This is a genomic window from Kineosporia babensis (assembly GCF_021129305.1).
Classification (GTDB): Bacteria; Actinomycetota; Actinomycetes; order Actinomycetales; family Kineosporiaceae; genus Kineosporia; species Kineosporia babensis.
Map to the genome: position 1 here is coordinate 141,965 of NZ_JAJOMB010000009.1, position 15,712 is coordinate 157,676.

Genomic DNA, 15,712 nt, shown 5'->3' on the forward strand with positions numbered 1-15,712 from the left:
CAGGATGGGCGCGGAGCGGACGACGCCGGGTCGAGGCCCGGACCGACGCCGGCAGCTCTGCGTCTGTCCGAGCGAGCCGGAGGAGTCGCGCCGCGTGTCCACTCCAGCAACCGAACCAGGCCGCCCAGCTGAACCAGGCCGTCCAAGCGAACCGGGCCGCCCAGCTCAACCGGGTCCTCACGTGCGCCGGTTGTTCACCACGGTGGGGCTGTGCGTGCTGATCTCCCTGCCCGCCGTGGTGATCCGGCTGGGCGGCCTGCACGTCGAGCCGGTGGTGGCGATGCTGGTCTTCGGCGCCGCGGTCTTCGCCGCCTCGTTCGTGCTGGCCTGGGCGGCGGAGGCGGCGCAGGTGGACATCTCCGGCGGCCTGGCGATCGCCATCCTGGCCCTGATCGCGGTGCTGCCCGAGTACGCCGTGGACCTGACCTACGCCTATCAGGCCGGTAGCAACCCGGACTACGTGCAGTACGCGGCGGCGAACATGACCGGCTCGAACCGGCTGCTGCTGGGCCTGGGCTGGCCCTTGGTGGTGCTGGTCGGGCTCTGGGGCCTCAAGCGCGTGCACCAGCGCCGGGGCCACGTGCTCCCGTTGGACGCGGGCAACCGGCTGGAGCTCGGATTCCTGCTGATCGCCGGGATCTTCGCGTTCGTCATGCCGCTCACCGCGCAGATCCACGTCTGGATGGGCGGCCTGCTGTTCATCTGGTTCGGCTACTACGCCTACCGGCTCAGCCGCGGTGGGGTGGAGGAGCCGACCCTGCGCGGAACCTCGGCGGTGATCGGGGCGCTGCCGCAGACCACCCGCCGCTGGACGCTTTTCGGGCTGTTCGTCTTCGCCGCGGCGATCGTTCTGGTCTCGGCCGAGCCGTTCGCGCACAGCCTGGTCGAGGGCGGCCAGGACCTCGGGATCGACGAGTTCCTGCTGGTGCAGTGGGTGGCGCCGCTGGCCTCGGAGGCCCCGGAGTTCATCATCGCGATCATGTTCGCCGCCCGCGGCAACGCGACCGCGGCGATCGGCACGCTGATCTCGGCCAAGGTCAATCAATGGACGCTTCTGGTCGGCTCGCTGCCGATGGCCTACTGGGCGGGTGGCGGCTCGGCGGCCCTGCCGCTGGACGACCGGCAGGTGGAGGAGATGCTGCTGACCGCGGCGCAGACCATGCTCGGCATCGCGCTGATCCTCGGCCTGCACTTCCACCGCCGTTCGGCCTGGCTGCTGCTGGTGCTGTTCCTGGTGCAGTTCCCGGTCACCAGCACCGAAGGGCGGCTGATTCTGTGCGGTGTCTACGCCCTGGCCGCGATCGTCGCCCTGGCTTTCAACTTCCGCCATCTGCTGCCCACCCTGCGCGCCCCCTTCACCCAGGACCTGATCCCCGAGTCCGAGTACGCCGGGCATCAACCCTGATAACCGGCCGCCTGCAGGGTGAACAGGTCGGCGTACCGGCCGGGCACCCGCAGCAGCTCGTCATGGGTGCCGCTCTCGACCAGCGCTCCTTCGTGCATGACGTAGATCTGATCGGCGTGGCGGACGTTGGCCAGGCGGTGGGTGATCAGGATCGTCGTGCCCACCCCCTGCCGGGCCCGCAGGTCCTGGAACAGCGCATCCTCGGCCCGCGGATCCAGCGCCGATGAGGGCTCGTCCATGATCAGCAGATCAGCGTCCCGGTAGAAGCCGCGGGCCGCGGTGATCCGCTGCCACTGCCCACCGGAAAGATCCTGCCCTTCCTTGAAAGTGCGGTCGAGCAGCGTCTGGTAGCCCTTGGGAAGCTCGTTGATGGTCTCGTGCGCGGTGGCCCGCCGGGCGGCCTGTTCGATCCGCGGCCGGCTCGGCTCGGTCTCGATGTCGCCCATCGCGATGTTGGTCGCCGCCGTGTACGGCCACTTGTGATGTTCCTGCAGCACCACGCAGATCCGGGCGGTCAGCGCGCTCTGGTCCAGCTGCTCGTAGGGCGTCTGGTTCCAGCAGAGGACGCCCGCGGTCGGGCTGCGCAGGCCCGCGATCATCGCTGCCAAAGTGGATTTACCAGAGCCGTTTTCACCGACCAGCGCCACGGTCTGCCCGGCGGTGATGCTGAGCGAGACGTGATCGACGGCGGCGGACTCACGGTCGGGGTACAACAGCGTCGCGTCGCGCACCTCGAGCCGGCTCAGTGGCCCGGTCGGCAGCCGATCCGGACGCTCAGCCGTGGCCGGTGAGTAGTCCTTGGCCCGCTCCAGGAAGCCCAGATGCTCACGGACGAAGTGACCGCTCTCGAAAATGCCCTCCAGCTGGTAGGTCAGGGTGGACAGCGCATTCTGGGCCGCCTGCACAGCCACCACGCAGGTCACCGCCGCCGACAGCGGGATCCGGCCGGACAGCAGCAGCGTGCCGAGCAGGACCCAGACCCCGACCAGGGCAAGCCCACCCAGCGCGGCCCCGAAGGCGGTGGTGAGGGTGACCCGCCGGGCCAGGCGCAGCTCTTCGGCGGTCTGCGCGGTCATCACCATGTCGTACTGGCCGAGCAGGAACCGGCGCAGGCCGTAGGAACGCAGTTCCGGAGCCGAGTTACGGTCGGCGAGCTGACTGCGCAGGATCCACAGCCGCCGGTTGCGCACCGAACTGGCCAGCCAGCTGCTGAATTCCAGGTTCCCGGAGCGCAGGGCGGCATAGGCCGGCGGCAGCGTGGCCACCAGCAGGGCCAGCAGGAGCAGCGGGTTGATCACCAGCACGGCCACCGCCACCGCGGTCAGGTTGACCAGCCCGGCCAGGGCGTCGGCGGTACTGCGCACCATGGCATTCATGTTCGGGCCGCCGTGACTGGCCCGTTCCATGTCGTCGGAGAAAGCCTCGGCGTCGAAGGCCTCCAGCCGCACCGCCGACGTGGCCTCGAAGAATTCCCGCTGGGTGGACTGCCGGACCCGCGGCGCCAGCCCGGACTGGGCGTGCCCGACCACGATCGCCAGCACCCCGCGCACCGTCGCGATCAGGGCGAGCATCAGGAGAGCGGGCGCGGCGGCCCGGACCCGATCGGGGGTGGGGCCGCTGCCGAACAGCTCGACCAGCACCTGCTGGGTGGACAGCAGGCCGAAGGTGGACATCACCCCACCGGCCACCGTTGCTCCGCCGACCAGCAGCGTGCGCAGCCGATCGGCTCGCCAGGCCACCGCTACGGCGTGACCGGTCAGGTAAGGAAGTTCGGCGAGGATCCCGGTGATCTTGGCCTCGGCCCGCCGGGTGGCCCCGGTCTCCCACCAGGCGGCGCGCAACTCGGGAAGTACCGTCTGCGGCGGTGTTTCGTCACTTGAAGGGCCGGAGGCCGCGGGCTCGGGCTTGACCGTTGTCGTGTCCACCGGCCCACTGTCTGTGCGTACCGCCAGGTAGTCGACGTCGGGTGCAGTGGGCGGTCCGAACAAGCGTTCGAAGAATCGGGTGTAGGGCCAGTTCAGTCCCCGTCGTCACCCGAATCGTCGTCGGAGTCGTCCGAATCGTCAGAACCCGCAGCCTCGCCCTGATTCCACTGATCCGGTCGGCGCCCGGGCTCCACCACCAGCCGCCGCACCTCGGACACCAGCGGAATCAGCTCGATCCGCATCCCGGGCACTGCGTACTCCTCGGGCCAGGGCCGAAGGCGCTGATTCAGGTTGCGGTACACCGCCATCCAGTCGGCGGTCTCGCCCAGCGGTGCCACCGAGCGCAGCACCCCGGTCAGATGCCGGGGCAGATCCATCCCCAGCGACCGGTGGCAAGCGGTGACCAGGGCGACCGGGTCGGGCACCGCACACCGCAGATGCACGATGACCGAAGCGGCCGGACGCCGCCCGAACTGGCTGAGCACGTGCTTGAGCGACAGATCGACGTTCTCCCGCACGTCCACCATCGTGATCGCGGCCGAACGACGGCGAAACGGCTGAGCATGCGTCAACTCGTGGTGCTCGCCGTCACGGTCGCGTTCGACGAACGTTGCCTCCGGCGGACGTTGCAGCGGGCTGAGCAGTTGAAGGGCGGCGCCTGGGCGGACCCAGGGGCGCAGTTCGCGATGGGCGAGTACCGGATACCGACTCCGCACGAGGACCTCCGTTCCCCACGTGGATTGTCCGCCTTGATCGGGTTCCCGGGCCCGGGCTCGCCTCAAAGGGCGGCGTGCGCATGCGGCGAACGGGCTCCGGTGCCAGGGTCGGCCTTATGGCGAACGACAAGACGGAAGGCCTGATCGATCCGCAGGGGGTCAACGAAGGCACCCAGGACGAGGGCGCCACGAAGAACCCAACAGAGGACGTGCGGTGCGGCGGCGACGTCAGCAAGGCGCCGGATCGACGTCAAGGGATGATCGGTTATCCGGACGAGAAGTCCGACGAGGAACTGACCGGTGGCCCACTCGGCGAGGAACCGGCCCCGCACCGCAAGGACGGCACCTCGAACCAGGACGTCGGGCTGATGGACTGAGCCCGCTAGTCGCCGGTCCGGACCAGGCCGGCCACATGTGGCGGTCGTCGGGAAACGGAGTGGCCGGGGGACATCGCCCGGTCCGGATCGTACGTCAGCCGCGCTTCAGCAAGGTGGCCAGGCTGGTTGCCGGGTGCCCGGTGATGTCTTCGACGGCCGTGCTCACTCCGGCCAGTTCGCCGGCGGCGATGGCCGTGTAGGTGGAGATCCAGGCCTCGAGCAGCCAGTCGGGCGCACCGTAACCAGCTCGGGAAGCGCGGGCTTCGTCGAGGGTTTCGTTCAGATAGTGGACGCTGCGACCGGTCACCTCAGTGATGGTCTCGGCCACCTCGCTCAGCGAAAGCGCCTCCGGCCCGGTCAGATCCCAGGTGCGGCCGGCGTGTGCGGCCGGATCCCGCAGCACCGCGAGGGCGACCTCGGCGATGTCGTCCTGGGCAACCGCAGCGACTCGGCCTGCCCCGGCCGGTCCCCGGATCACGCCGTCCTCCCCGGCCAGGCCCGGCAGGAAGTCGGCGTACAGGCTGTCGCGCAGGAAGGTGAACGGCACCCCGCAGGCGCGCAGATGCTGCTCGGTGTGCCAGTGATCGCGGGCGTGCGTGAAGGTGGCGTCGGGCGCGGCGCCGAAGAACGAGACGTAGACGATGTGCTGCACCCCGGCGGCGACCGCGGCATCGATGAAGGCGCGGTGCTCTTCCCGGCGGGTGAGCGATTCGGTGCCGGAAACCATGAACAGCGTCTCCAGCCCGGCCAGCGAATCCCGCACGGCCGGGGTGTCGGCGTAGGTGACGATGCTGGTCTCGGCGTGCGGCAGTTCTGGGGCCCGGCTCGGGTCGCGGACCAGAAGGCGTTGCGGCACAGCGGCCTCGGCGAGGAGGCGGGCCACGCGTCCGCCCAGGTTTCCGGTCGAGCCGGTGATACCGATCGAGGTCATGGCGCTCAGCCTAGGACCGCCCGGACCGTCTCACCGTGGAGGTGGCGGCAGCCAGGCCCGCCGACCGTGCTGGTGGTCGGCGGGCCTGCAGCTGCGCGAAAGGTGCCTCAGTGCGTGGATCAGGCCTTGCGGGGGGAACGGTTCTCCGAGGAGACCATCCAGGCCTGCTTCTCCAGGTCGTGGATGATCGAGTGCAGGAGGTCGGCCGTGGTCGGGTCCTCGTTGTCCACGTCGTCGTGAACGGCGCGGGCGGTGGCCGCGGTCTCGCGCAGCATCAGGGTGATCTTGTCGACGGCCTCGGCGGTGTCGACCTCGTCGGCGCCGAAGTCGGTCAGCGAGCTCTGCGCGGCGACGGCCTTGGGGCCGGCGTCGGGCACCACGTCCAGGGCGCGCATCCGCTCGGCGATGGTGTCGCTGTGGTCGCGGGCCAGGTCCACGATCTCGTCGAGCTGCAGGTGCAGGTCGCGGAAGTTCTTCCCGACGATGTTCCAGTGCGCCTGCTTGCCCAGCAGGTGCAGGGCGACCAGGTCGACCAGGACGCGCTGCAGGTTGGCGCCCAGGATCGGCGAGGCGTGGAAGCCGGCGCCGGCGGTGTTCTTGGAAGCGAGGGTGGTCATTGCTTGGCTCCTTCGTTCGGGCTGCTGATGACTACCCTGAACCCTTCTTTTGAATCTGTCAAAACTAGTAGGTGAGCCTAACCTTGGTTGATTACTGCAGGTCAGGGGCGCAATCGGAGGGTGGGTGAACCTTTCGCAGGTCCCGTGCGTGACTTAGGTAGGGCTAACAGTCACGCGCCGTGGCGGTCGCCCGAAGTGCGTATCCAGGAGTGAAAGTCCGGCGAGGTCGTTCACCCGGTGTCCACCGGCTGGTCGTCCTGGTGTCTGTATCGGGGCACCAGGATGCGTGATCTGACCAGATCCGGGCTGCGGGGGAAGCGGATCGGCGGCGGGTCGGCCGGAGCAGGGGCCGGCCGGGCGTCGTCCGGTCCCCGCGCCCGGGACCGGGCTCAGGCAGGATTGGCGGCACCGCCGACCGGCGAGCCACCAGGTCAGGTGCAGCACGTGCTCGAGAGGACGCCTGAGCGCATGACCGCGACGAGTGCCGAGAACGAGACGCTCGCCCACTACGCCGAGCCGGCCATCCAGCTCGACGGCCGGGCCGGGGTCCTGGAGCTGGACGGGGTGTTCCGCCGCCGCCCCGCGCTGGCCTGCGTGGTGGTGCACACCGAGCACGGTCCCAAGGTGGTCGACCGCAGCTGGTTCGAGGCCTGGGTGACCGGCCGGCTGGGCTACGGCCGGGCCGTGCACTCGCGGACCCGGCTGCAGGACATCGCCTTTCCCGAGTCGCTGGTGCTCGGTGCCGACACCACGGTCGAGGCCGCGGCGCTGGCGATCATCGACGGCCAGGGCCGGGTGATCGCCAACAACATCGGGGTGAGCGGCCCGCAGAACGCGATCAGCACGGTCCGCACCACGGCGGTGATCGCCGGGCTCTACCAGCGCTACGCCTTCCAGGCCGTGCACGACCCGCTCACCGGCCTGCACAACCGGATGTTCCTGACCGAGCACCTGCGCCGGCACGGCAGCGCCGCGGTGCCGGCCGCGCTCTACATCGACCTGGACCGGTTCAAGGACGTGAACGACCGGTTCGGGCACGCGGCCGGCGACCAGGTGCTGGTCGAGTTCGCCCGGCGGCTGCAGGCTTTGGCCGGCCCGGGCGACCTGGTGATCCGGCTCGGCGGCGACGAGTTCGTGGTGCTGCTGGCCGGCGGCCACGACCCGGCCCTCACCCGCGCCAGCGCCGAGCGTGTGGTGGCCGAGGCGGCCCGGCCGTTCGTGATCAGCGTGGAGCAGGTCGGGGTCACCGTGCAGCTGGGCGCCAGCGTCGGCGTGGCCAGCGCGGGCCGGGCCCGGCACTGCGCGGTGGCACCGGACCAGCTGCTGACCGAGGCGGACATGGCCATGTACCAGGCCAAGTCGATGGGCCGGGGCCGGCTGTTCCACTACGACGAGCAGATCCTGGCCGAGCGCGAGGCCCCGGCCACCACCCACGCCCGGCACGACCTGGAGCGGCGGCTGCGCCAGGCGCTGGCCGAGCAGGCGCTGGAGCTGCACTACCAGCCGCTGCTGGAGCTCGGTTCCGGCCGGGTCGGCGCGGTGGAGGCACTGGCCCGCTGGCACGACCCGGTGCTCGGCCCGGTCACCCCGGGCGAGTTCATCGCCGTGGCCGAGGAGAGCGGCCTGATCGTCGACCTGGGCCGGTGGGCGCTGGCCCAGGCCTGTCACGACGCGGCGGGCTGGGCCGCGGGGCCGAGCGTGGCGGTGAACGTCTCGGCGGTGCAGCTGGCTCAGCGCTCGTTCATCACCGACGTGACCGATGCGCTGGCCGGCTCCGGCCTGCCGCCGAGCCGGCTGTGCCTGGAGATCACCGAGACCGCCGCCATCGCCGACCTGTGCGAGACCGCGCGCCGGCTCAACGAGCTGCGGGCGATGGGCGTCACCGTGGCGCTGGACGACTTCGGCACCGGGCACTCGTCGCTGACCATGCTGCGCCGCCTGCCGGTCTCGGTGGTCAAGATCGACAAGAGCTTCACCGGCCGGATCACCGACGACGCGGCCGACGCCACCCTGGTCCGCCTGGTCACCGACGCGGCCCACGTCCTGGGGATGACCGTGTGCGCCGAGGGGATCGAGACCGCCGAGCAGGCCGCCCAGCTCGCCGCCATGGGCTGCGACCTGGTGCAGGGCTGGCTCATCGCCCCGGCCCAGCCCGGCCCGCAGGCACTGGCCGCCTGGCTGCGCCGGCACGACGCCGGGGAGGGCCACCCCCAGCCGGCCCCGCTGCCTCTGGGCGCCAGCGACGAACTGGTGCTGGTGGCCGACTCCGAGGGCCGGCTCAGCTACGTGGGCGGGGCCAGCCTGAGCGTGCTCGGCCGCCGCGCCGAGGAGATGCTGGGCACCTCGGTGCTGGCCATGATCCACCCCGACGACCTGGACCGGATCCGGGCCAAAGGCCTTCCGGCGCACGACCGCAACGGCACCACCTACCGGTTCCGGGCCCGGGACGGCTCCTACCGCTGGCTGCTGTGCCGCACCCGCCGGGTCGCCTCCGGCTCCGAGGGCCGCTGGCAGCTGATGCTGGCCTGCCGCGACGTGACCCGCTCGGCCGAGGCCGAGCAGGCCCTGGCCGACCTGCGCTCGCACCTGCACACCATCGGCGTGGACGAGGAGCTCAGCCGCACCGCGTGGGTACCGGTCATCCCTGCTTCCAGGTCACGTCGAGCCACAAACGATCACCGCTGACCAGCTGGCTCGACTCCACCAGAGCCCCCGGGGCACCCGGTGCGCTCACCGGCCCGGCCTCGGCCAGCGTCTCGGCGCCGTCCACCACCACGCTCAGGGTGACCTGGTCGTCCCGCGCCACCACCGCCACCCGGGCACTGGAACGGGCCCCGGCCAGCACCGAGATCACCGGCTCGGTCAGCGCCCGGCGGGCCGCCAGCGGCACGGCCGGCAGGGCCCCGCGCATCGAGGCCTGCACCGAGATGCCCTGCCGCTCGGCCACGTCGATGCAGGCGTAGATCTCGTGCTCCAGCGGATCGGCCACGTCGTCGCTCTCGGCGAACAGCCGCCGCATCCGGGCCGCCTCCACCGAGCAGGCCCGCTGGACCAGTGGGTCGGCCGGGTCGTGCTGCCCGGTGGCGATCCCCTCCAGCAACGGCACGGTGGTGGCGACCAGACCGTCGTAGCGGATCTGGCGGTCGGCGTGCACCTGCTCGGCCACCCGCTCGGACAACCGCAGCCGTTCCTCCTCCTCCATCGTGCGCCGGGCCATCGCCCCGGACTGCTGCGAGGTGATCGCGGCCACCGCCACCGCGCCCTGCCAGGCGGCCACCAGCAGACTGGTCACCCCCATCTCGACCAGCTTGGCCTCGTTGCCCATCCCGGCCCCCAGCACCTGCACCAGGCTGATCACCTGCTGCAGGCCGAGCGCGCCGAAGAACCAGCGCAGCTTCAGGTCCATCAGCAGCAGCACCGCGAACCAGCCGAAGATCTTCCAGGACCAGTGGGCCGGCAGCAGCAGCTGCTCGGGCTCGACCGCGGTGGTGGCCAGCACGCTCGCCACCATGGCGATCCCCACCATCGGCCAGCGGGCCCGGCCCCAGGGCCGGTCCAGCGCCACCATGACGGTCGCGGCGACCAGCACCGCCACCAGCACCGCCAGGCAGGCGTACTCCAGCACCGGCAGGCTGTAGGCGTGCGGGGTGGCGATCGCGGTCGGCAGGAACCAGGCGCACAGCACCACCGCGGTGATGAACAGGACGGCGATCCGCAGCCCCCGCAGGAACTCGTCGGCGATCACCACCGGGGCACTCGACTCAGGCATCGGCCCACTCCAGACGCACCACGGTGCCCCGGCCCGGGCTCGAGCTGACCGTGCCCAGACCCCCGGCCCGGCTCATCCGCGAGACGATCGACTCGGAGATCCCGCGCCGGTGCGAGGGCACCTCGGCCGGATCAAAACCCCGGCCCTGGTCGCGGATCTCGACCACCAGCCGTCCCCGGTCGTGCTGGACCGACAGATCCGCCTCGGACACCGAGGCGTGCCGGGCCACGTTGGTCAGCGCCTCGCGCACGCTGTCTCTGATCGCGATCGCCGGGGTGGAGGGCAGCATCAGCGTCTGCAACGGCGAATACGAGACGGCCACCCCACCGGCCGCCGTCGTCTCGGCGAGCATGGTGGCCAGGTCGAGGGTCTGGGCCGGAGGCGCCGCCCGGGCGTCGGGCGTCAGCATCTCCAGATCCCGGCGGGCCTGTTGCTGCAGCCACTCGCTGCCCCGGGGTACCGCGCCCTGCCCGATCATCAGCAGCGTGGCCGCGGCGGTGTCGTGCAGCGTGGCCAGGTGCTCACGTTCGTCGGCCCGCCGGGCCCGGCTGACCTCGGCCGCGGCCCGCTCGCGGTCACCGGCGGCCAGGTAGGCGTCGGCCCGCCGGCCACCGCGCCGCAGCAACACGTACAGGCCACGCGAGAGCACTCCGTCGGTGGGCAGCCAGATCGCCGGCGCGGGCCAGGTGCCGCCCTCGCCGCCGGTGGCCCCCTCGATCCCGACCACGTAGGCGGCCACCAGCAGCACCGTGGCCAGCGCCCCGACCTTCGGCGAGGTGTGCCACTGATAGGTCACGATCGTCATCGCCACCAGGGCGTTCATCCAGCCGCTGCCGTCCGGCACGCTGTCCGGCGGGATCGTCCAGTACTGGGTGGCCAGCACCGCGCAGACGATGCTCAGGTCGGCGGCCAGCCACCCGGGCCCGAGCCGGCCGCCGTCCTTCATCTGCAGGATCCGCCAGCTGAAGATCACCGTCCAGATCATCAGCACCACGGTCACCAGCGCGGCGGTGACCAGCCGGCTTCCGTCGAGCAGCAGCAGGCCCAGGCTGCCGCAGCCGATGGTGACGACCAGGCGGCTGTACGCGGCCCATTGCAGGCTGAGTCGCAGCATCGCCCGTTCGACCGGCTGTGGTTCTGGCACGGGTGGAGTATTACAGAACGGACTCTCTGCGCCCGGCCGCTCAGTTCGGGTGCCGGTTCACCCGCCGACAACGTGTTCGGCGGTGAAGGTTTCCGGCCCGGCCTGGGTGACCCGCCAGACCCGCAGGTCCTTGCCGGTGCCACGGTTGTCCTTCTCGTAGAACTTCACCGTGGCGTGGTCCCAGCGGGAACAGCCGTGCACCACGTAGCCGGTGCCGTGGTCGATGGTGAACTCGGCGATGCTGCCGACCAGGTCGTTGAGGTCCTGGACCGGGTTCCCGGCCACGCCCAGGATGCGATAGGCGCGGCCCGAGACGATCGGGGCGGGAGGTACGGACATGGTGGTCCTCCGGAACGGCCGGGGTGGGTGTCAACCGTGTCTACTCACCCGTCATGATCGCCCGTTCACCGGCCGGGCGCCAGACCCGGACCCCGATCGTCGGCTGACGGAAAAGGCGTTCGGCGCAGGATTTCGTACAGCGCCGTCCAGTTCTGCCCGCCCAGCCCGGCCGCGATCGTCCGTTGATAGTGCGACAGAACAGCTTCCGGAAGTTCGCTGTCCACTCCGGAACTTTGCGCGGTGCGCACGATGTGCTCGGCGGTGGCGCCCATCATGACGGCGTTGCTCAGGTCGCCGGGGTGCTCGGCGGTCTCCAGTTGCGTGGACAGCTCCTCGCCGGTGCCGATCATCGCCGGGATACCGGTGAGCAGCTGCAGGGCATCCGGCAGAAAGTCTCTCGTCGGCGCGCCCGCCGCGCTGATCAGGGCGGCCGCGTTGAGCAGACCGGACAACGAGGTCAGGAACACCAGCAGACTGGCCTGGTAGAACAGCTGGGCCAGACCGGGATCGGCGCCCAGATAGCGAGCTTCACCGATCGGCTCGAGCAGCGGCGCCAGGTCGTCGAACACCTGACCGGAGCCGCTGTAGTACACGAACGCGCCCGGTCGGCCGATCATCGGCGCAGGCACCATCACCCCGCCGGTCAGGAACTGGGCACCCACCCCGGCCGCCCGGCGGGCGCTCCGACGAGACCGGTCCGGAGTATCGGAACTGAGGTTGACCAGCACCTTTCCACGCAGGGCGGGCGCTGGCACCTGGTCCAGAACGGCATCCCCGGCGGCATGGTCGGTCAGGCTCAGAACGATAACGGGAGACGCTTGCACCGCCTCGGCCGGTGAGGTCGCCAGGGTGGCTCCCGCGGTGCGGAGGGGGTCCGCGCGAGATGCCGTGCGGTTCCACACCGTCACGGTGTTTCCGCCGGACAACAGGGCCCACGTCATCGCCTGACCCATCGGGCCCAGACCGATCATCGTGACATCACTCATCGTCTGCTCCTGAATTCCTCGTAGATCCGGGCAGTTCCGTGCTCGCCGTGGCCGGACTCGATCTGGTTGCGCACCAGCCGCCGCACCGGATGCAGGGTCTGTGTGCCCACCCCGGCCTCCCCGGAGGCCTGTTCCAGGGCCGCCAGAGCGGTCTCGGTGAAGCGCAGGCTCTGCTGACCCGGCGCGGTGTAGTCCCGGGCGTCCACGGTCTGCGCGTAATCGGCCAGGCCCTGCGTCATGGTGGCCAGAAAGGGAGCCTGCAACTGGGCGAACTCGACCGCCGGAACCTGGGCGTCGGCCACCATCGCCGCACCGTGCAGGAAGCCGGCGAACATCTGGTACATCCCGCTCAGCATGGCCAGGTCGTACAGCGAGGCCAGGCCGGCGTCGGCCCCGAAGTACCGGGCCTCACCCCACAGCTGCAGCAGATCGCGGTGCTGCTCGAAGACCTCGGCCCGGCCGCTGTAGAGCACCACCGCGCCGGGCCCGCCGATCATCTCGGGCACGGCCATGATCGCCCCGTCCAGATAGGCGATGCCGTGGCGGGCGGCCCAGGCCGCCAGCTCGCGGGCCTGGCCGGGGGTGGTGGTGGTCAGGTTGATCAGCACGTGCCCACGCAGGTCATCGGCGATCGGATCCAGACTCTCGTGCACCGAGAGGTGATCGAAGAGACAGGCGACGAGTGGACCGTCCGTCGGTGGTTCGATCTTGGGTAGCACCTGGGCCCCGCGGTCGGCCAAAGGTGCTGTGCGGTCGGGGTTCCGGTTCCAGACGCGGACGTTGCGCCGGTTGCTCAGGGTGGCACCGGCGAGGGCGGAACCCATCGCCCCGGTGCCCAGGAAGGTGGTCATCTGCGGCAGGGCCTTTCGATCGGTCGGCTGCTGACGACCATGGTTCGCGGGCCGGGAAACCTCTGGCTAGTACCCACTATTTTGTTCGATACTCACGTGTTGGTAAGCATCGAGGTCAGGGGCGGGCAATGACGGTCAACCACCGGCGCGGGCCGTACGTCTGCGGGATCGACGCGGCGATGGACGTGGTCTCGGGCAAGTGGAAGTCGCTGATCCTGTGGGAACTGAACAGCCACGGCACCCGCCGGTTCGGTGAACTCAAGCGCGGCCTGCCCGGAGTGAGCGAGAAGATGCTGGTGCAGCACCTGCGCGAGATGGAGGAGGACGGGCTGATCCATCGTGAGGTCTACCGCGAGGTGCCGCCCAAGGTCGAGTACTCCCTCACCGAGCAGGGCAGTTCGCTGAACCAGGCACTGGGTGCGCTGGGGGAGTGGGGCACCGGACGGCTGGCCCGGATCGCCGCGGAGGACTGATCAGCGAGTCAGGCCCAGCGTGGCGATCAGGTCCTCGTGCAGCTCGAACCACACCCGGTGGCAGGAGTCGCGGTCGGTTGCGGTGATCCACTCCGGGCTCTGCGCGGCCTGTTCCAGAGCGCCGGCGAATCGGGCGTGGTAGCCGCAGAAGCGCCGCAGCACCGTGGTCAGCCGGGCTTCGAGGTGGCGCAAGGCATCGGCGGGCCCGGCCAGCTGGGCCAAGGTGCTGCTCAGGGTCTGCTCGCCCAGGCCCAGCTCGGTCAGCTGCCGGCCCGAGCAGGCCGCGGCCACGATCCGGTTGAGCGGCAGAAAGTCCTGATGCACCTGCTCGAGCAGCTCCCGGGCGCCCGCCGCATCCAGCTCCGCCGCCAGAAGCGTTTCACCATGGGCCTTTCCGGATTCGGTCAGCGACCATCCGCCGTCGCCCCCGAACTCCGACCAGCTCACCTGACCGAAGGCCTGGGCATCGAGCAAGTATTCCTGGGCTTCGGCCGGCATCAGGTGGGCGCGCTCGGCGATCCGGTCGATGTCGGCATAGCCCAGGGTGCGAACGGCATGCAGCACGCGCAGGTCGGGGGCGGTGGTGATCATGGCTGCTCCTCGATCGTGATGACGCCGTTGGTGCCGTCCACGGTCAGCGACTGCCCGGGCCGAATTCGGCTGGTTGCGTCGGGTACCTCGGTGATGGCCGGGATACCGAACTCGCGGGCGACGATGGCGGCGTGGGAGAGGATGCCTCCGACCTCGGTGACGACGGCTGCGGCCTGGGCGATCAGCGGGGTCCAGGCCGGGGAAGTGGTGCGGCAGACCAGGACCTGGCCGGGGCCGAACTTCTGGAAGTCGTTCAGCGAGAGAATGACTGCGGCCGGAGCGCAGATGCGTCCCGGGCTGGAAGCGGTGCCGAGCAAGCTGGTCGATGGCCGATCAGTGGTGGGCTGTGAGTTGCTCGATCCGCCGGGCTCGTGGGTGGCATCGGGACTGTGGTGCGGCCGGGTCCTCGCAGCGCTGAAGGCAGAACCGGTGATCGGGCGGGCCTGCAGAATCCAGATTTGTCCAGCTTGGACGGCCCACTCGACGTCCTGCGCCGGGCCGAGCACGGCCTCGATCCGGCGGCCCAGTTCGGTCAGCTCCTGTATTTGAGCTGCAGCGAGTACTGCCTTCTGCGAAAAGTTTTCGGGTTCTCGGGGTGAGGCCCGGGAGCGCCCCGCGGTCTCTGCGTCGGAGCGTTGGCCCCCGGTCCAGCGTTGCGGAGTGACTCGCCCTTCTCCTATCTGGTCGCCCAACCCGGGCGCGGCCTCGATGACGGTCTCGGCTGCGCCGGTGACCGGATGCCGGGTGAACATCACTCCCGAAACCTCGGCGGCCAGCATCGGCATGACCAGCACCGGCACTGATGCCGAGCCTGCGTGATTCAACCGCTTCGCATAGGCCTGAGTACCTTGCCCCGAGCCGGCCACCCGCAGCACGCTTTCGGCCAGGTCCGCGTGAGAAACGTTCAGTTCGGTCAGCAGTTGTCCCGCGAACGAGGCCTGTTCGCCATCCTCTTCCCGGCCCGACGAACGCACCGCGAACGGACCGGGCCAGCTGGCCGCGCCGGCCGGCCAACCCGCGTCCGTTGCTGGATCGACGACCACCCACCCAAGGGGGACCGGGAATCCCCGCCGGGCAAGCACACCCAGCGTGCGGGCCTTGCCTCCGCACTCCGGGCCGGCCCCGGCGAGCGGCACGATCATGTCTCGTCCAGCTTGGCCTGCACCCGGCTGAGCCGCTGCTGAGCCGCCTGGGGCGAACTCAGGTCCAGGGCCCCGGCGATCTGCGGCCAGGTCATTCCCTCGGCGCGAGCGGCGAACAGCAGCCCGGCCTCGCACTGGTCCAGCTCGGCCCGGGCTGAGGCGAGCAGGCGCAGCCCGGCTTCCAGCAGGTGCGGATCCGGGTGCCTGTCGCCGGCGGACCAGGCAGCGAAACGCACCAGGTCGGTGTCCGAGGCCGGCTGGTTTCGGTGCTGCCACGGGCGGCGGGCCAGGTCGGCCGCCCCGGCCTGGTTCACCGCGGCGCGGGCACGCTCGAGTTCGCCGGCCTGGGACTGCTCGGGGTTCATGGCGACCAGTGCAGGGCATCAACGTGATGTTGTCAACACGATGTTGATGTGCGTCGGTATTAGGTGAGCGAACGATGACTA

The 15,712-nt window shown here is 70.5% G+C and carries 16 protein-coding genes; 4 read left to right on the forward strand and 12 right to left on the reverse strand.

Translation table 11 applies throughout. From position 1 onward, the window contains the following. Window positions 1-181: 181 nt before the first annotated feature. The gene (locus tag LR394_RS18205) at window positions 182-1,405 is read left to right on the forward strand and encodes a hypothetical protein (RefSeq protein WP_231443479.1); all 1,224 of its coding nucleotides are present in this window, start codon (window positions 182-184) and stop codon (window positions 1,403-1,405) included. Here the strand turns inward: LR394_RS18205 and LR394_RS43035 are convergent. Continuing rightward, complete coding sequence (locus LR394_RS43035) at window positions 1,396-3,330, reverse strand: ABC transporter ATP-binding protein (RefSeq protein WP_231443481.1); 1,935 nt, start codon at window positions 3,328-3,330, stop codon at window positions 1,396-1,398. The two genes, LR394_RS18205 and LR394_RS43035, sit on opposite strands and share 10 nt — an antisense overlap. A gap of 92 nt (window positions 3,331-3,422) precedes the next feature. Next, complete coding sequence (locus LR394_RS18215; protein WP_231443483.1) at window positions 3,423-4,046, reverse strand: hypothetical protein; 624 nt, start codon at window positions 4,044-4,046, stop codon at window positions 3,423-3,425. Window positions 4,047-4,162: 116 nt separating this feature from the next. Between LR394_RS18215 and LR394_RS18220 the strand changes: the two genes are divergently transcribed. After that, window positions 4,163-4,423, forward strand: coding sequence for a hypothetical protein (locus LR394_RS18220; protein ID WP_231443485.1), 261 nt, complete (start codon window positions 4,163-4,165; stop codon window positions 4,421-4,423). Window positions 4,424-4,517: 94 nt separating this feature from the next. Here LR394_RS18220 and LR394_RS18225 read toward each other — a convergent pair whose 3' ends face one another. Next, on the reverse strand, window positions 4,518-5,354 hold the full coding sequence (locus LR394_RS18225; RefSeq protein ID WP_231443488.1) for an SDR family oxidoreductase: 837 nt from the start codon (window positions 5,352-5,354) through the stop codon (window positions 4,518-4,520). A 119-nt stretch (window positions 5,355-5,473) separates the two neighbouring features. Continuing rightward, window positions 5,474-5,971 (reverse strand): Dps family protein, encoded by a 498-nt coding sequence (locus tag LR394_RS18230; protein ID WP_231443490.1) that lies wholly within the window; start codon window positions 5,969-5,971, stop codon window positions 5,474-5,476. Window positions 5,972-6,439: 468 nt separating this feature from the next. Here LR394_RS18230 and LR394_RS18235 point away from each other — a divergent pair, with 468 nt between their 5' ends. After that, window positions 6,440-8,656, forward strand: a complete 2,217-nt coding sequence (locus LR394_RS18235) for an EAL domain-containing protein (protein ID WP_231443492.1) — start codon at window positions 6,440-6,442, stop codon at window positions 8,654-8,656. Here LR394_RS18235 and LR394_RS18240 read toward each other — a convergent pair. The 5 genes from LR394_RS18240 to LR394_RS18260 form a co-directional block, all read right to left on the reverse strand. After that, a complete protein-coding gene (locus LR394_RS18240; RefSeq protein ID WP_231443495.1) occupies window positions 8,610-9,740 on the reverse strand; it encodes a hypothetical protein in 1,131 nt (376 codons plus the stop codon). The two genes, LR394_RS18235 and LR394_RS18240, sit on opposite strands and share 47 nt — an antisense overlap. Then, complete coding sequence (locus LR394_RS43040) at window positions 9,733-10,884, reverse strand: sensor histidine kinase (protein WP_231443497.1); 1,152 nt, start codon at window positions 10,882-10,884, stop codon at window positions 9,733-9,735. Before LR394_RS43040 ends, LR394_RS18240 begins: the two co-directional genes overlap by 8 nt. A 57-nt stretch (window positions 10,885-10,941) precedes the next feature. Then, the gene (locus LR394_RS18250) at window positions 10,942-11,223 is read right to left on the reverse strand and encodes a hypothetical protein (protein WP_231443499.1); all 282 of its coding nucleotides are present in this window, start codon (window positions 11,221-11,223) and stop codon (window positions 10,942-10,944) included. 65 nt (window positions 11,224-11,288) lie between these two features. After that, window positions 11,289-12,209, reverse strand: coding sequence for an NAD(P)-dependent oxidoreductase (locus LR394_RS18255; RefSeq protein ID WP_231443501.1), 921 nt, complete (start codon window positions 12,207-12,209; stop codon window positions 11,289-11,291). Next, a complete protein-coding gene (locus LR394_RS18260; RefSeq protein ID WP_231443503.1) occupies window positions 12,206-13,060 on the reverse strand; it encodes an NAD(P)-dependent oxidoreductase in 855 nt (284 codons plus the stop codon). Before LR394_RS18260 ends, LR394_RS18255 begins: the two co-directional genes overlap by 4 nt. 128 nt (window positions 13,061-13,188) lie before the next feature. On the opposite strand from LR394_RS18260, the gene LR394_RS18265 reads away from it, so the two are divergent. Next, on the forward strand, window positions 13,189-13,533 hold the full coding sequence (locus LR394_RS18265) for a winged helix-turn-helix transcriptional regulator (RefSeq protein WP_231443505.1): 345 nt from the start codon (window positions 13,189-13,191) through the stop codon (window positions 13,531-13,533). On the opposite strand, the gene LR394_RS18270 is transcribed toward LR394_RS18265, so the two are convergent. The 3 genes from LR394_RS18270 to LR394_RS18280 are packed head-to-tail and all read right to left on the reverse strand — an operon-like array spanning window position 13,534 to window position 15,631. Next, window positions 13,534-14,124, reverse strand: coding sequence for a hypothetical protein (locus tag LR394_RS18270; protein WP_231443508.1), 591 nt, complete (start codon window positions 14,122-14,124; stop codon window positions 13,534-13,536). Next, on the reverse strand, window positions 14,121-15,266 hold the full coding sequence (locus LR394_RS18275) for a PEP/pyruvate-binding domain-containing protein (protein ID WP_231443511.1): 1,146 nt from the start codon (window positions 15,264-15,266) through the stop codon (window positions 14,121-14,123). The genes LR394_RS18270 and LR394_RS18275 overlap by 4 nt, the downstream gene beginning before the upstream one ends. Continuing rightward, window positions 15,263-15,631, reverse strand: coding sequence for a hypothetical protein (locus tag LR394_RS18280; RefSeq protein WP_231443513.1), 369 nt, complete (start codon window positions 15,629-15,631; stop codon window positions 15,263-15,265). Before LR394_RS18280 ends, LR394_RS18275 begins: the two co-directional genes overlap by 4 nt. Between the last annotated feature and the right edge of the window lie 81 nt (window positions 15,632-15,712).

Excerpts from the sequence above, each read along its gene's own strand:
- LR394_RS18220 (WP_231443485.1), top strand. The coding sequence starts at position 4,163 with ATGGCGAACGACAAGACGGAAGGCCTGATCGATCCGCAGGGGGTCAAC.
- LR394_RS18225 (WP_231443488.1), bottom strand. The coding sequence starts at position 5,354 with ATGACCTCGATCGGTATCACCGGCTCGACCGGAAACCTGGGCGGACGC.
- LR394_RS18230 (WP_231443490.1), bottom strand. The coding sequence starts at position 5,971 with ATGACCACCCTCGCTTCCAAGAACACCGCCGGCGCCGGCTTCCACGCC.
- LR394_RS18235 (WP_231443492.1), top strand. The coding sequence starts at position 6,440 with ATGACCGCGACGAGTGCCGAGAACGAGACGCTCGCCCACTACGCCGAG.
- LR394_RS18240 (WP_231443495.1), bottom strand. The coding sequence starts at position 9,740 with ATGCCTGAGTCGAGTGCCCCGGTGGTGATCGCCGACGAGTTCCTGCGG.
- LR394_RS18250 (WP_231443499.1), bottom strand. The coding sequence starts at position 11,223 with ATGTCCGTACCTCCCGCCCCGATCGTCTCGGGCCGCGCCTATCGCATC.
- LR394_RS18255 (WP_231443501.1), bottom strand. The coding sequence starts at position 12,209 with ATGAGTGATGTCACGATGATCGGTCTGGGCCCGATGGGTCAGGCGATG.
- LR394_RS18260 (WP_231443503.1), bottom strand. The coding sequence starts at position 13,060 with ATGACCACCTTCCTGGGCACCGGGGCGATGGGTTCCGCCCTCGCCGGT.
- LR394_RS18265 (WP_231443505.1), top strand. The coding sequence starts at position 13,189 with ATGACGGTCAACCACCGGCGCGGGCCGTACGTCTGCGGGATCGACGCG.
- LR394_RS18270 (WP_231443508.1), bottom strand. The coding sequence starts at position 14,124 with ATGATCACCACCGCCCCCGACCTGCGCGTGCTGCATGCCGTTCGCACC.
- LR394_RS18275 (WP_231443511.1), bottom strand. The coding sequence starts at position 15,266 with ATGATCGTGCCGCTCGCCGGGGCCGGCCCGGAGTGCGGAGGCAAGGCC.
- LR394_RS18280 (WP_231443513.1), bottom strand. The coding sequence starts at position 15,631 with ATGAACCCCGAGCAGTCCCAGGCCGGCGAACTCGAGCGTGCCCGCGCC.